General features: G+C 42.0%; 11 protein-coding genes. 1 reads left to right on the plus strand and 10 read right to left on the minus strand.

The genetic code is table 11. The features are described from left to right. Nucleotides 1-3: 3 nt before the first annotated feature. The 9 genes from polA to MKY17_RS20445 form a co-directional block, all read right to left on the minus strand. Nucleotides 4-2,628 carry a DNA polymerase I gene (gene polA, locus MKY17_RS20405; protein WP_339200513.1) on the minus strand — a complete coding sequence of 875 codons (2,625 nt, stop codon included), beginning with the start codon at nucleotides 2,626-2,628 and terminating at the stop codon, nucleotides 4-6. A 127-nt stretch (nucleotides 2,629-2,755) separates the two neighbouring features. Next, the gene (locus MKY17_RS20410; protein WP_098369989.1) at nucleotides 2,756-3,688 is read right to left on the minus strand and encodes a protease modulator HflC; all 933 of its coding nucleotides are present in this window, start codon (nucleotides 3,686-3,688) and stop codon (nucleotides 2,756-2,758) included. Beyond that, nucleotides 3,685-4,719 carry an FtsH protease activity modulator HflK gene (gene hflK / locus MKY17_RS20415; protein ID WP_098370107.1) on the minus strand — a complete coding sequence of 345 codons (1,035 nt, stop codon included), beginning with the start codon at nucleotides 4,717-4,719 and terminating at the stop codon, nucleotides 3,685-3,687. Before hflK ends, MKY17_RS20410 begins: the two co-directional genes overlap by 4 nt. 252 nt (nucleotides 4,720-4,971) lie before the next feature. After that, complete coding sequence (locus tag MKY17_RS20420; RefSeq protein WP_098369988.1) at nucleotides 4,972-6,747, minus strand: ATP-binding protein; 1,776 nt, start codon at nucleotides 6,745-6,747, stop codon at nucleotides 4,972-4,974. Beyond that, nucleotides 6,744-7,463, minus strand: a complete 720-nt coding sequence (locus MKY17_RS20425) for a response regulator transcription factor (protein WP_098369987.1) — start codon at nucleotides 7,461-7,463, stop codon at nucleotides 6,744-6,746. Before MKY17_RS20425 ends, MKY17_RS20420 begins: the two co-directional genes overlap by 4 nt. 239 nt (nucleotides 7,464-7,702) lie before the next feature. Then, nucleotides 7,703-8,638, minus strand: coding sequence for a malate dehydrogenase (mdh, locus tag MKY17_RS20430; protein ID WP_098369986.1), 936 nt, complete (start codon nucleotides 8,636-8,638; stop codon nucleotides 7,703-7,705). A 123-nt stretch (nucleotides 8,639-8,761) separates the two neighbouring features. Next, nucleotides 8,762-10,078: an NADP-dependent isocitrate dehydrogenase gene (icd, locus tag MKY17_RS20435; protein ID WP_286176892.1), complete on the minus strand. Its 1,317-nt coding sequence runs from the start codon at nucleotides 10,076-10,078 to the stop codon at nucleotides 8,762-8,764. Between the two features lie 95 nt (nucleotides 10,079-10,173). After that, nucleotides 10,174-11,289 (minus strand): citrate synthase, encoded by a 1,116-nt coding sequence (citZ, locus tag MKY17_RS20440; RefSeq protein ID WP_098369984.1) that lies wholly within the window; start codon nucleotides 11,287-11,289, stop codon nucleotides 10,174-10,176. 540 nt (nucleotides 11,290-11,829) lie between these two features. Continuing rightward, entirely contained in the window at nucleotides 11,830-12,291 is a 462-nt protein-coding gene (locus MKY17_RS20445) for a DUF441 domain-containing protein (protein ID WP_034309113.1), read from the minus strand. A 193-nt stretch (nucleotides 12,292-12,484) separates the two neighbouring features. Between MKY17_RS20445 and ytvI the strand changes: the two genes are divergently transcribed. Then, on the plus strand, nucleotides 12,485-13,609 hold the full coding sequence (gene ytvI / locus MKY17_RS20450; RefSeq protein WP_098369983.1) for a sporulation integral membrane protein YtvI: 1,125 nt from the start codon (nucleotides 12,485-12,487) through the stop codon (nucleotides 13,607-13,609). 86 nt (nucleotides 13,610-13,695) lie between these two features. Here the strand turns inward: ytvI and aceA are convergent, their stop codons facing one another. After that, nucleotides 13,696-14,979 carry an isocitrate lyase gene (gene aceA, locus MKY17_RS20455; RefSeq protein ID WP_098369982.1) on the minus strand — a complete coding sequence of 428 codons (1,284 nt, stop codon included), beginning with the start codon at nucleotides 14,977-14,979 and terminating at the stop codon, nucleotides 13,696-13,698. Between the last annotated feature and the right edge of the window lie 2 nt (nucleotides 14,980-14,981).

A 14,981-nucleotide genomic window follows, 5' to 3' on the forward strand; every position in this document is an offset into this window, starting at 1 on the left:
TTATTATTTGGCATCAAACCATGTTGGCCCGAAAGCATAATCCACTTTAAGGGGCACGTTCAATTCAATGGCATTTTCCATTTCCTCCGGAACGATCACTTTAAGGATTTCGAGTTCCTCAGGAGGAGTTTCAAAAATCAATTCATCATGCACCTGAAGAAGCATTCTCGTTTTAAGACCTTCCCGTTTCAGGCGCTTATTCATGTTTATCATGGCTAGCTTGATGATATCCGCGGCACTGCCTTGAATCGGCGTGTTCATCGCTGTCCGTTCGGCAAAGCTCCTGATGTTGAAATTCCTGCTTGTTATCTCAGGTATATAGCGCCTTCTTTGCATCAGAGTCGTGCTATATCCTTTTTGACGGGCCTCATGTATGCTTTCTTCCATATATTCCTGAACACCAGGAAAGCTTCTTAAATACTTCTCGATGAACTCTCCGGCTTCTTTTCTCGTGATGCCAAGACTTTGCGATAGCCCGTAGTCACTTATACCATAAACGATTCCGAAGTTGACCGCTTTGGCATGGCGCCTCATGTTCGAAGTGACTTGCTCTGCCGGTACATGGAATACATCCATAGCTGTCCTTGTATGGATGTCCATCCCGGCCTGGAATGCTTCCACCAATCCGCTGTCATTGGCGATATGCGCCAGGACGCGTAACTCGATCTGGGAGTAGTCGGCAGCAAAAATGATCCAATCCTTTTCGGAAGGAATGAAGGCCTGCCTGATTTTCCTGCCTTCTTCCAGTCTGATCGGGATATTCTGCAGATTGGGATCTGTAGAACTTAACCGGCCGGTCTGGGTCAATGCTTGGTTGAACCGGGTGTGCACCTTGTCCGTTTTGCCATTGACCACTTTAAGCAACCCTTCAATATAAGTTGATTGCAACTTACCAAGCTGGCGATACAGCAATATCTCCTTAACGATATCATGCTTGCTCTCCAGTTTTTCCAGCACATCGGCTGAAGTCGAATAACCTGTTTTGGTTTTCTTCATGACAGGAAGCTCCAACTTTTCAAACAGGATGGCCCCGAGCTGTTTAGGTGAATTGATATTGAACGCCTCTCCAGCCAAATCAAAAATTCGGGCTTCGATGTTTCTTAAGCGAATGGCTAATTCCTGTCCCATGTTTTTCAATCGGCCTATATCCACCTTGATTCCCTGCCATTCCATATTGGCCAGGATGATCGACAGTGGCAGCTCCAGTTCCGTAAATAGGTGAAATTGCTCGAACTCTTGCAGCTTTTCAATCATTGGTTCTTTCAGAGAAAGGATCGCCTTCGATTTTCTGGCGATATGCTCCCTCAATTCCGCTTCCTCAGGTATTTTGCGTTTTGCACCTTTTCCATAAAAAACATCATCTGTTTCAAGACGGATCGCACCTTGTGTTTTCGTGATTTCTGCCACTTCGTCCACTGACTCTGCGGGATTCAGGATATAGGATGCCAAAAATACATCAAAATCGATGCCCTTTATTTCGACTCCTCGATGACGCAGTGCCACAACCGTACGCTTCGCATCGAATACCGTTTTCTTTTTTGTTTCATCCTCTGCCCAGGATTTAAATGCCCCGGAACTCAGAGCATCATCCCCATTGAAGTAAAAATTACCTTGTTCATTACTGATGGCGATCCCCATTATATCGGCACGATGATAATTATCTTCTAATATCTCAACATATAAGGCACTTTCATCTGCAAACATTGCTTCTGTCATTTCGGCAGTGTGCACCTCTATCTTCTCCTGTTCAAGCGGTGCACTTTCCGTTATATCCAATTTATCGAGCAAAGTCGAAAAGCCAAGCTCCTTATAGAATGAGATGACTCTATCCTGGTCCATGCCAGTGTACTCGGTCTCGTTTACGGAAACTTCAAGTGGCGCTTCCCTCGTTATCGTAGCCAGCTCTTTGCTTAATAGGGCCAGGTCTCTATGTTCTTCTATTTTCTCTTTCAATTTTTGTCCGCTTACCTCATCAATCGACTGCAGAAGGTTTTCAACCGTTTCAAATTGATGCAATAATTTAAGGGCGGTCTTTTCACCAACACCTGGAATACCGGGAATATTGTCGGAAGCATCTCCCATCAACCCTTTTAAATCAATGATTTGCAAAGGGGATAGACCGTATTTTTCATGTATATGCTTTGGAGTGTATTCCTCAATTTCAGTAATCCCCTTTTTCGTGATGGAAACCGTCGTACTAGGGGAGGATAATTGTGTTAAATCCTTATCACCGGAAATGACCTTCACTTCAAAACCATCTTTTTCCGCTTGTAAAGACAGCGTACCGATAATATCATCGGCTTCGTAGTTCTCCAGTTCATACCTTTTTATTTGAAAACAATCAAGCAGTTCGCGAATGAAAGGGAATTGCTCCGATAATTCTGGCGGCGTTTTTTGGCGCCCACCCTTATATTCTTTAAATGATGCATGTCTGAATGTCGTTTTACCCGCATCGAATGCCACAAGTATGTGCGTTGGCTTTTCTTCTTCAAGAATGCGGTTGAGCATCATGGTGAATCCGTACACGGAATTCGTATGGACCCCCTTATCATTATTCAAGAGCGGAAGCGCAAAAAACGCACGGTAAGCAATGCTGTTTCCATCTATGAGTACTAACTTTTTATCCAAATCCGTCTTCCTCCAGTCATACATGTTTATGTAGTTATAGCTTCTATATAAAAACGCAAAAAGCCGTTCATTTTCTTTCTCTATTCTACCATGAGTAGAAGCGGAAAGAAAAATGACGGCATCAAGGTTATTTAGTATTTCCCATTAACAAGCTGGCATAAGGGGAATCCGAAGGCAGAACGATGACCGTTTGATCTCCAATCGTTTTTTTGTAGGATTCAAGAGTCCGGTATAGTTTATAGAATTCGGGATCTTTGGAAAACGACTTATTATAGATTTTCGCTGCTTCCCCTTCTCCTTCAGCCCTGATCACTTCTGCATCAGCCTCTGCAGTAGAGAGCAATTCTTTCACTTTCCGATCAGTATCCGCAATGATACGGTTTTTCTTCGCATCACCTTTGGATAGGTATTCTTGCGCTTTCGATTCCCGCTCGGAAATCATCCTCTTGAAGACGGATGCTTCGTTTTCGGAGGGTAAGTCAGTCCGCTTTATCCGGACATCCGTCAAGCTGATTCCATAACTGTCCTTTTGCAGCAGTTCGTTGACTTTTTCGGTTATGCGGTCGTTTAAACTTCCCCTGGATGATTTCTCATCATTGATGATCTCATCATAATTCAGCTGGCCCAGCTCTGAACGAACTGCCGAATAGATGAACTCTTCCATTTTCGTTTCGGCATTCTCAAGTGTCCTTGCATTTGTAATCAATTTCTTCGGATCTTCTATTCTCCAAACTGCATAGTTATCGATCAGCATCCGCTTTTTATCTTTCGTATTGATTTCCGCTTCGGAAACATCAGAAGTCATCTGATACTTCGGCAAGGTCATGACACTCTGAATGAATGGCACCTTCGCCTTCAATCCCGGGGTCTTATCGATCCTTACCACCTCACCGAATTGGCGGACGACTTTGTATTCTCCCTCTTTGACGATATAGACATTGGTGAGGATGATTAGCAGCAACGCGATGAAAATAATCAGGAAAATGCCGATTCTCACATAGCCCCTCCAATGAAAATCCCCTTTTTTCAACTCAGAGAAATCTATTATTTTTCCGCTCATTGTTTAGTGCCCCCTTCCCCTGTCGCTTTTTCTTCCGATGCATTCCCTATTTTCGTTTCTTCTTCGGGTATAGCGGCTTCATCAGGGGCAGGAGTTTTTTTCGTTTCCTCCTTTTCGAGCGAGCGAAGCGGCAAGTACTTCATAGTGTTTCCATCATCATTCATAATATAAATCTCTGCATTCGGCATTACTTCCTCAAGGGTTTCAATAATAAGGCGGTCCTTCGTAATCCCCTTATTGCCCTTATACTCACTGAGTAATTTTTCAAAAACAGCTACATCACCGCGGGCAGCTTCCGTACGGGCAGCCTTATCCCCATTAGCCTGTGAAATGAGGGCATCTTTTTCCCCTTCCGCTTCATTCATACGCTTATTTTCATATTTATCCGCTTCGTTGATTTTCGTATTCGCAGTTTCCCGGGCATCCGTTACATTGGTAAATGCTTTCCGCACTTCCTCATTCGGCAACTCCACGTCCTGGAGTTTAACCGCAGATATGGAAATCCCGACATCATATTTCTCCATTAGCTGTGACAATAAATCGCGTACATCCGCTTCGATTTGCGCTTTACCGGATGTAAGGGCATCATCGATTTTCGTGCTGCCGATAATGCTCCGTAATGCAGCTGAAGTCGTATCGTATAATATTTTTTCTGGATCATCCGCATTGTATAGATATTTTGGAGGGTCGGTGATTTTCCACTGGACCACCAGGTCGGCCAGCACAATATTTTCATCACCCGTAATCATTTTAGTCTCACTCGGGTAATCCTTCACCTCTCCATCCTCTTCCTTATATCCAAATTTAAGACTGAATGTTTCTTTGGATAATTTCTCGACCGATTGAACGGGCCAAGGCAGTTTAAAGTGAAGTCCTGGTTCCGTTATCGTTTGCTCCACTTTACCAAACGTCATTATGACAGCTTGATCGGATTCATCAACCGTGTACCAGGTCGATATCGCAACTACACCTAAAATTAAAATAAGAAAGACAAGTCCTGTGATCGTATATATCCTTTTTAAGCTAACGATATGTATCACCCCTTCTTTGCAGTTATATCTTATTTACGCAAGGAAGGGCCTAAAGTTTCATAAAAATCAAATATTTTCCCAGGAAAATAGGATAGAGGAATGGTTCCCGGGGAATATAGCCAAAATTAAAAGACAGAGACTATGTCTCTGTCAATGTTTAACTCCTTGGATGAGGGGTTGTACAACCATTGTACCCCTGCATTATGAAGTCCGTTTTAAGGAATTGTAAAGGACATGTAAATAAGAAATCCGCTACATTCCTTTTAAGCTTTTATTTAATGTGACTGTAAAAGTCGTCCCGGTTCCAGGTGTGCTTTCCACATTGATTTTACCTTTATGGACTTCTATTATATGCTTGACGATTGCCAGTCCAATGCCCGTTCCTCCTGAATCGCGGCTCCTCGCCTTATCGATCCGGTAAAACCGTTCAAAGATCCTCGGCAGTTCTTTTTCTTCGATGCCGATCCCGCTGTCTTGCACTGCTATATCGACCGTCTGTTCATTTTCAATAATATCAACGGTGACCCTGCCGCCATTTGGTGTATAGGTCAATGCGTTCGTAATCAAATTGATGAAAACCTGTTTGATCCTGTCAGATTCCCCTTCAATGAATACTGGCTCCGGTGATGTTTTAATTTCAAGGGATACTTCTTTTTCTTTCAGCTTGCCTATAAGCATTTCTTGTATTTCGCCAAGCACTTTCGTAATATCCACGACCCCTGCGTTTAAAACGAATTCCTGTTGCTCCATTTTGGATAAATTCAGAAGCTCCTGAATGAGTTCTTGCAGCCGATCACTTTCTTTCAGGATAATCGATAAAAAGTGCTTTAAGGTCTTTTCGTCTTTTAAGGCGCCATCCAACAATGTTTCAGAAAAGCCTTTAATAGAAGTGATCGGGGTTCTCAATTCATGGGACACATTAGCCACGAAATCCTTCCGCATCTGCTCGAGCCTTTTCAATTCGGTAATATCATGGAAAATGAGGAGGATCCCCTTCCATTCATCATGATTCCCGATAATGGGAGCACCGTAAATCTCAAAATGCTTACGTTCTATGGCAAGCGGTATCTTCACCTGTCGTTTAATCGTTTTTTCCGTTCGAAAGATTTCTTCGATGATGGCTATGACTTCCTGATCTTTAATGACCGAATAATATTCCTGAAACAAAAACGTAGCGGAGTTCACACGGAAGCTTTTCTTGAATTCCCGGTTGATTAATGTGGTATACCCTTTACTGTCGATCAGCAAGACACCACTACCGATGTTTTCAACAAGTGTTTCCAAACGATCCTGATTCATTTCCCTCGCTATCTCTGTTTCCTGAAGATTCCTCGCCAATATGTTCAAGGAAGTTGTCAGCATTCCCGTTTCATCGGAATGCCGCCCGAATGTCCGGGTTCCATAATTCCCTTTTGCCAGTTCAATGGCCGCCATCGTCGCCTCCTCGATCGGACGCGTATAATATGAAGTGATTTTGCTCGCAAGCATGAGAATGATGATTAAGGCAACCCCTAAACAAATAATCAATATTTGCCACATTTGTTTATTAACTTGATTGATGGCCTCTATTTCATTGCTATGTACGACAAAGCCTTCAATCTCTCCATCCTTTTCAACCGTCTTCCAATAATAATGGAGGTCCGATTCGCCTTCGACCACTTCATACCCTTCCCCTTGCTTAAGCCCTTTTTCCAAAGTTATTTTACGAAGGACATTGGCATGGCCTTTAAATATTTCATTGGATGATGTCGAATCGTATAATATTTCCCCATTCGTGGAGAGAATGGTTAAATTCGAATCTAAAAGGGGTGTCAGTTTTGCCGTCTTCCCTTTTTCCAAAAAGGACTCGATTCCGCCATGCTCCTGAATATATGTAGAAATGAAAAATGTTTCGTTCTGTATACGGTCATTGAATGTTTTAATATAATAGCTTTTGAACAAGTGTCCTAATAAAAAGCCCACGGCCATCAGGACGACCATCACCAATGTGATGAGGGTATATAAGAGCTTTTTACGATAGGTCGTCATTCTTTTTTAGGCTCCTCAAGCTTATACCCCAAGCCCCTTATCGTTTTGATATATAAAGGTTTTTTTGTATCTTTTTCTATTTTTTCACGAAGATGGCTAATATGGACATCGACGATTCGTGAGTCTCCCGCGAAATCATAATTCCATACCGCACTGAGCAGTTGATCCCTGGTCAGCACTCTTCCTTTATTCTTCGCCAAGTATAAAAGTAATTCAAATTCCTTTGGAGTCAATTCTAATTGCTGTTCATCAAAGAATGCTTCGTATCGTTCCGGGAACACTTTCAATTCCCCTAATTTCAATAGGCCATCTTCTTGATCCTGACTTGAATCACTGCCGTTAGCTTGTAACTGGGATCTTCTTAAAATGGCTTTAATACGGGCCACTACCTCCCTAGGACTGAATGGCTTGGTCAAATAATCATCCGCCCCTAGTTCAAGTCCCAGCACCTTGTCAAATTCATCGTCCTTAGCTGTCAGCATCAAGATCGGTATATTGATTTTTTGCTGGCGAAGCTGCTTACATACTTCAAGCCCGTCCATTTTAGGCAGCATCAAATCCAATACCACTAAATCGGGGCGTATATCCACGGCAGCCTCCAGCCCTTGTTCTCCATCCAAAGCTGTGATTACCGAATAGCCTGCTTGTTCTAAATTGTACTGAAGTAAGGTAACTATTGATTGTTCATCATCCACTACGAGAATTTTCTTTGACATTAGATCCTCCTGAATTATGTATTACCCAAAAGACCAATTTCTTGGTCTACTCATCCAATTCCATTATAAAGAATATTATATGAAATTTACACATAAAAAAAACGGAAAGTAAGTTATTCCTTATCTTCAGCAGGGTGTTTATAAGTTCCCAGGACTTTTGAAGCGAAAAAAAACTGCCCGGAACCGGAAAAAGACCATGGCCTTTTCTTCCTATATCCGAACAGTCTGATCATGATCACTTATTGAAGGACTTGCATTACTGCTTTAACTGATTCAACTGATTTTGAAAGTGCCGCTTTTTCGTTTTCAGTCAATTCAAGTTCGATGATTTGTTCAATACCGTTTGCACCCAGAACAGTCGGCACTCCGAGGTAGATACCTTCAAATCCGTATTCACCTTCAAGATAAGCGATGGACGGAAGAACGCGACGTTGGTCTTTAAGGATCGCTTCAGCCATTTCCACTAGAGATGCAGCTGGTGCATAATAGGCGCTTCCGTTTCCAAGAAGGTTGACGATTTCTCCGCCGCCAGTGCGGGTACGAGCCACGATTGCTTCTAAACGATCTTTAGGGATCAATGTTTCCAAAGGAATTCCGCCTGCATAAGAGTAGCGTACCAATGGAACCATATCATCTCCGTGTCCGCCAAGCACGAAACCAGTTACATCTTTAACCGATAAGTTTAATTCTTGAGCTACGAAAGTACGGAAACGAGCTGTATCAAGGACACCTGATTGTCCGATAACGCGTTCTTTAGGGAAACCTGATTCTTTGTAAACAGTGTAAGTCATTGCATCTACAGGGTTAGTCAAAACGATGATGGTTGTGTTAGGGGAATATTTAACGACTTCTTTAGTTACTGATTTCATAACTTTTTGGTTAGTTTGAACTAAGTCGTCACGGCTCATGCCGGGTTTACGGGCAATTCCGGCAGTGATGATCACTACGTCGGAATCAGCTGTTTCTGCATAGTCGGATGTACCGATGATGTTAGCATCGAAACCTAGGACAGGTCCTGCTTCCGCCATATCAAGGGCTTTACCTTTAGTAGGGTTTTCAGCTTGCGGGATATCAACTAAAACGATATCGCCAAGTTCTTTTTGAGCGGCTAGGAATGCTGCTGTAGCACCAGTGAATCCAGCACCTACAACTGTGATTTTTTTACGTTTAGACATGTTATTTCCTCCTTAAAATATATGAATACTTTTGGAATACTTTTAACATCCTCATGAAAATAATATATAAGCTTCCTGGAAAAGCAGCCCATTCAGGCACTTTTCCAGAAAGCATATAATGAATTATTTAAGGTTTTTGATAAGCTCGTCTGCGAACTCAGAACATTTAACTTCAGTTGCACCTTCCATTAGGCGGGCAAAGTCGTATGTAACAACTTTAGAAGCAATTGTTTGTTCCACTGATTTAGTGATGCTGTCTGCAGCTTCGTTCCAGCCAAGGTGCTCAAGTAAAAGAACGCCTGAAAGAAGAACTGAAGATGGGTTAACTTTATCAAGACCAGCATATTTAGGAGCCGTTCCGTGAGTTGCTTCGAAGATGGCATGTCCAGTTTCGTAGTTGATGTTTGCTCCTGGAGCGATACCGATTCCGCCAACTTGTGCAGCTAATGCATCAGAAATGTAATCTCCGTTCAAGTTCATTGTTGCAACAACATCAAACTCTTTAGGACGAGTCAGGATTTGTTGTAAGAAGATATCAGCAATGGAATCTTTAACGATGATTTTGCCTTCAGCTTCAGCAGCAGATTGTGCTTTGTTAGCAGCTTCAGTGCCTTCAGCTTCTTTAATTTTGTCATATTGGTTCCATGTGAACACTTTATCGGCGAATTCTTGTTCTGCAACTTCATAACCCCAAGTTTTGAATGCACCTTCAGTGAATTTCATGATGTTACCTTTATGAACAAGCGTTAATGACTTACGGCCTTCTTTGATCGCATAGTTAAGTGCAGAGCGAACAAGACGTTTCGTTCCTTCTTCAGAGATCGGTTTGATCCCGATACCAGAAGTTTCTGGGAAACGGATGTTTGTAACACCGAATTCATTTTGTAGGAAGTCGATTAATTTCTTCGCTTGGTCAGAACCTTTTGCATATTCGATACCAGCATAGATATCTTCAGTGTTTTCACGGAAGATGACCATGTCAGTGTCTTCAGGACGTTTAACCGGTGAAGGTACACCATCAAAGTAACGTACTGGACGAAGACATACGAATAAGTCCAATACTTGACGCAATGCAACGTTCAATGAGCGGATACCGCCACCGATTGGAGTTGTAAGAGGTCCTTTAATAGCGATTAGATATTCGTTAATGACATCAAGAGTTTCTTGTGGAAGCCATTCGCCCGTTTGGTCAAATGCTTTTTGTCCAGCTAAAACTTCTTTCCATTCGATTTTCTTTTCGCCATTGTACGCTTTTTCAACTGCTGCGTCTAAAACGCGGGATGCTGCAGCCCAGATATCAGGACCGATTCCGTCTCCCTCAATATAAGGAACGATTGGATTGTTTGGTACGTTAAGAGCACCGTTAGTAACTGTGATTTTTTGGCTTTGTGTCATGTCTCTTACCTCCGATTCAAATTCAAAGGTTAGATGGCCTGCCATTTAATGAGGCAGAACCACTAACCTTTTTTACTCACATCTATTAATTTACTACAAATTCGATGAAATAAAAAATGATTTTTCGAAAAAACTTTTAATTAGCGTTTTTCAATCGGTACGTATTTTTGCATACCTGGTCCAACATACTCTGCACGCGGACGGATAAGGCGGTTGTTTGAATATTGCTCAAGGATATGAGCGATCCAGCCTGAAGCACGGCTTACAGCAAAGATTGGTGTAAATAGGTCATGCTCGATACCTAAACTGTGGTATACGGAAGCAGAATAGAAATCCACGTTCGGTGGAAGATTTTTTTGACCGGTTACGATTTCATGAATTTTGATGGACATATCATAATATTGAGGTTGTCCAGTAAGTTCAGTCAGTTTTTTTGACATTTCTTTAAGGTGTTTAGCACGGGGATCACCTTTACGGTATACACGGTGGCCAAAGCCCATGATTTTTTCTTTATTGGCTAATTTTTCGTTGATATATGGCTCAACGTTTTCAACTGAACCAATATCTGTAAGCATTTTCATGACTTGTTCGTTAGCTCCGCCGTGAAGAGGGCCTTTTAAAGCGCCAATGGCAGAAGTTACGCCAGAATAGATATCAGATAATGTAGCCACACAAACGCGTGCAGTGAATGTAGAAGCGTTTAATTCATGGTCAGCATGAAGAACCAATGCTTTGTTGAATGCTTCTTCTTCGATTGCCGTTGGTTCGTTACCGCTTAACATATATAAGAAGTTAGCAGCAAAGCTTAAATCTGTACGTGGAGCAACAGCTTCTTTCCCTTGACGGATGCGAGCGAAAGTTGTTACCAATGTAGGGATTTTTGCTTGGATGCGGATTGCTTTACGATAGTTAGCATCTTCACTCATTACATCTGCTTCTTCATCATAAAGACCCAGAAGAGATACTGCAGTGCGAAGAGCTCCCATTGGATGTACTTTATCGATTGGGTATGTTTTGAAGTGATTAACCACTTCAGCTGGAATTTCAGCATTTTCAGCAAGCTGTTGAGTTAATTCTTTTAATTGGCTTTTGTTCGGAAGAGCTCCGTGCCATAAAAGATAGATTACTTCCTCGAATGTTGCGTTAGAAGCTAAATCATCGATGTCATAACCTACATACGTTAATGTGTCATCGATAATGGAGCTTACTGATGAAGTTGTTGCTACCACACCTTCAAGACCTTTTGTTGCTGTCATACTAAATCTCTCCTTTTCCTAAATATTCCCCTATGCCCTTGCTATTAGCGTATAAATATAGCGCTTCCAAGAAATTAGCTATTGTAAACAACCATCTATTTTTTAGCAGAAGACATACATCTTGTATTGGAAGCGTTCACAGAATATGACCCCAACAATAGTAAAATGTACGATAATCTTTTAAACGAAATTCTAAAAATAATGCTTGTAGCTATTCCTAGTGAGCGCTTGCTCAATAACTACATCTTTTTTTTAAGATTCCTCAAAAATATCAATGATATTCTGAATCCCAATTTTAATAAATCAGAGCAGTTACACCATTATTATAAACAATAAACACTTTTTTGGGAATGAAAAGCACTTAAAATGTGAAAAAATTATTATTTTATTAGAAAAATTAGCTACATATTCTCTTGCTTTTTTTTATGCGATTCAAAACGTTTTTTTTGAAAATTTGCCTCAAAGCAGAATAAACGAAACATTAAATAGAAAATTTATATCCCCAGAACTGACGGACTTTTCTCCCCTTTGCCACTCGCTTCATTTAAAAAAATTGAAGATTTGCATGCATAAATAAGCAATTCCCGCCCCGATTAACGGACCGACAGCCACACCTTTGAATAATGCGACTGCAAGAATCGTCCCAAAAACAAGAGCCGTGGTAATGTGCGGATCATGTGATAGGAGCGTAATCCCATTTTTCGCTATGAGCGCAACCGCTATTCCAGATGCAAGCGCAATCCAGGCATAGGGAGATTTTATTGCGTCTCCGAGTTCCTTGAAACCTATCGCCCCGTTTGCTATGGGTATGAGTACCGAAATCGTAATGATCGTAACGCCCAGGTTGATTCCTTTCGCTTCCAGGTATGGAAACACTTTAGCGTCAAGGCCAATCAGTTTCATGCTTAAAAGAAAACCCGCAGCCATGATCAGTGAGGTGTTTTTCCCAAACCAACCGATTGCAGCAAGCAGAATTAAAAATACTACAGGACCGTTGATCATTCTCCCTTCACCTTCTTCCTTCTGTTTTTGTTATTTTAACATAACAAACTCCCATGTTTCCTGAGAGAAAAATGATTTATGGAACGATGCATCGGCGGAAAAAAGTTAAGCCGAAAGATGAAAGAATCTTTCCTTTCTTTTCCATCATCGTTACAATTATAATACAAACTTTATGATTGAAGGAGGATATGACTTGAATCCGGTATATATGTATCGTTTCATTCGCTCTTTACTGGTCATCGGAGGGATTATTTTAGGCGGAATCGCCTTGTTTTATTTATCTAAATATACATATCCATTCATCATTGCCATGATAATCGCTTTCTTGATGAATCCCCTGGTCACTTTTTTCGAAAGGAAAGGAAGGCTGCCACGGGGGTTGGCTGTATTCGTTTCCCTTTTACTCATTTTCCTTTTATTTGCGGGTCTTATCACCTTACTGGTCACAGAGATCATTTCAGGGACCAATTACCTGGCCGGAGTCATCCCGAAACATATTGAAACCATCGTGGATTATATAGAAACATACATCGCGTCCACCGTCATCCCTTTTTATAATCAAATAGCTGCCATGTTCAATAATTTGGATACCGAACAGCAGGACACAGTCCTCAAGAATATCCAAAATATCGGTGAATCGATCACTACCGGAGTAAGCGGCTTCATTCAAGCTTTCTTGAAGAACATCCCCACAATCATCGGATGGTTTCCAACTACAGCAACAGCACTCCTTTTTACCCTGCTGGGCACTTTCTTCATCAGCAAAGATTGGGATACCTTTAGCCGCATGACCGGAAAAGTGTTGCCTGATAAGATTTTTGCGGGTGCCAAGCGTTTATTCAGGGACTTAAAACGGGCTTTGTTCGGATTTATCCGTGCACAATTCACTCTTGTTTCATTGACGACTGTGACGATTTTAATCGGATTTCTCATATTGGGGGTGAATTATTCAATTACCATTGCCCTGATATGCGGACTGGTCGATATCATCCCCTATTTAGGGACAGGTACGATTTTCATTCCTTGGATCATCTTTGAATTCATTGCCGGGAATACAAGTCTTGCAATCGGTTTGTCCGTTCTTTACATAATCGTCGTTGTCCAGCGTCAGTTAATAGAGCCAAAAGTACTTTCTTCCAGTATTGGTTTGGATCCGCTTGCCACTCTCATCGCTTTGTTCATCGGCTTCAAATTGATCGGTTTCCTAGGTCTGATTGCAGGACCTGTCGTACTTGTCATATTCAATACACTCCAGCGTGCCAATGTCTTCAAGGCCATATGGACTTTCATCATCGGGGATACGAAGAAAACGACTTAAGATATTCCATACACTATTAGCATTCACCCATTTCCATTTAAAAATCCGCCTTGAGTACAAGGCGGATCTTTGTTTTTAAGCTAAAATTATTTTGACGTCTCGAATTGTTCTGTTTCAGTAGAACCTGCAAGCGCTGTTGTGGATGATGTTCCACCAGAAACGACTTGTGCCACTTCATCAAAGTAACCAGTTCCCACTTCACGCTGATGACGTGTTGCTGTATAGCCGTCGGGCTCACTAGCGAACTCCGCTTGTTGAAGTTCTGAGTATGCAGCCATGCCGCGGTCTTTATAACCAAGAGCAAGGTTGAACATGCTATGATTCAATGAATGGAATCCTGCAAGTGTAACGAATTGGAATTTATAACCCAATTTACCCAATTCCACCTGATAATTTGCAATCTCTTCATCACTTAATTTCGCTTTCCAATTAAATGATGGAGAACAATTGTAAGCTAGCAGTTTGCCCGGGAACTCTGCATGGATCGCTTCGGCAAAGCGGCGAGCATCCGCTAGATTAGGTTCAGAAGTCTCACACCAGATAAGGTCGGCATACGGCGCATAAGCAAGGCCTCTTGCAATTGCTTGGTCAAGACCTGCATTCGTGCGGTAGAATCCTTCTGGAGTCCTTTCACCAGTGATGAATGGTGCATCGACCGGATCGATATCATCGGTGATCAAATCTGCAGCATCAGCATCCGTACGGGCAATCAAGATAGTCGGTGTACCCATTACGTCGGCTGCCAATCGGGCGGAAACTAAATTACGTACTGCCGTTTGGGTTGGAAGAAGGACTTTACCGCCCAGGTGACCGCATTTTTTCTCGGAAGAAAGCTGGTCTTCAAAATGAACGCCTGCCGCTCCAGCTTCGATCATGCCTTTCATTAATTCGAAGACGTTAAGGGAACCGCCAAAGCCTGCTTCAGCATCCGCCACGATTGGAGCGAACCAATCGATATCATCTTTTCCTTCAGCAAAGCTGATTTGGTCTGCACGCTGAAGTGTCTGATTAATGCGTTTAACTACTTGCGGCACGGAATTGGCTGGATATAAACTTTGGTCAGGGTACATTTGCCCTGCGATGTTAGCATCTGCCGCCACTTGCCAGCCGCTTAAGTAGATTGCTTTTAAACCAGCTTTCACCTGCTGCATGGCTTGGTTACCAGTCAATGCTCCTAATGCATTGATGAAATCCTCCGTATTCAATAGATCCCATAGTTTTTCAGAACCACGGCGTGCCAATGTTTGTTCAATATCGATGGAACCTCTTAGTTTAATAACTTCTTCGGCAGTATAAGGACGTTTAATACCAGTCCACCGTGAGTCATTTTCCCAGCTTTGTTGTAATTTTTGCGCTCTCTCATTCATCATCT

It is taken from the genome of Peribacillus sp. FSL P2-0133 (assembly GCF_037975445.1).
Classification (GTDB): Bacteria; Bacillota; Bacilli; order Bacillales; family DSM-1321; genus Peribacillus; species Peribacillus simplex_E.

Excerpts from the sequence above, each read along its gene's own strand:
- MKY17_RS20410 (WP_098369989.1), bottom strand. The coding sequence starts at position 3,688 with ATGAGCGGAAAAATAATAGATTTCTCTGAGTTGAAAAAAGGGGATTTT.
- MKY17_RS20420 (WP_098369988.1), bottom strand. The coding sequence starts at position 6,747 with ATGACGACCTATCGTAAAAAGCTCTTATATACCCTCATCACATTGGTG.
- MKY17_RS20425 (WP_098369987.1), bottom strand. The coding sequence starts at position 7,463 with ATGTCAAAGAAAATTCTCGTAGTGGATGATGAACAATCAATAGTTACC.
- mdh (WP_098369986.1), bottom strand. The coding sequence starts at position 8,638 with ATGTCTAAACGTAAAAAAATCACAGTTGTAGGTGCTGGATTCACTGGT.
- icd (WP_286176892.1), bottom strand. The coding sequence starts at position 10,078 with ATGGCAGGCCATCTAACCTTTGAATTTGAATCGGAGGTAAGAGACATG.
- citZ (WP_098369984.1), bottom strand. The coding sequence starts at position 11,289 with ATGACAGCAACAAAAGGTCTTGAAGGTGTGGTAGCAACAACTTCATCA.
- MKY17_RS20445 (WP_034309113.1), bottom strand. The coding sequence starts at position 12,291 with ATGATCAACGGTCCTGTAGTATTTTTAATTCTGCTTGCTGCAATCGGT.
- aceA (WP_098369982.1), bottom strand. The coding sequence starts at position 14,979 with ATGATGAATGAGAGAGCGCAAAAATTACAACAAAGCTGGGAAAATGAC.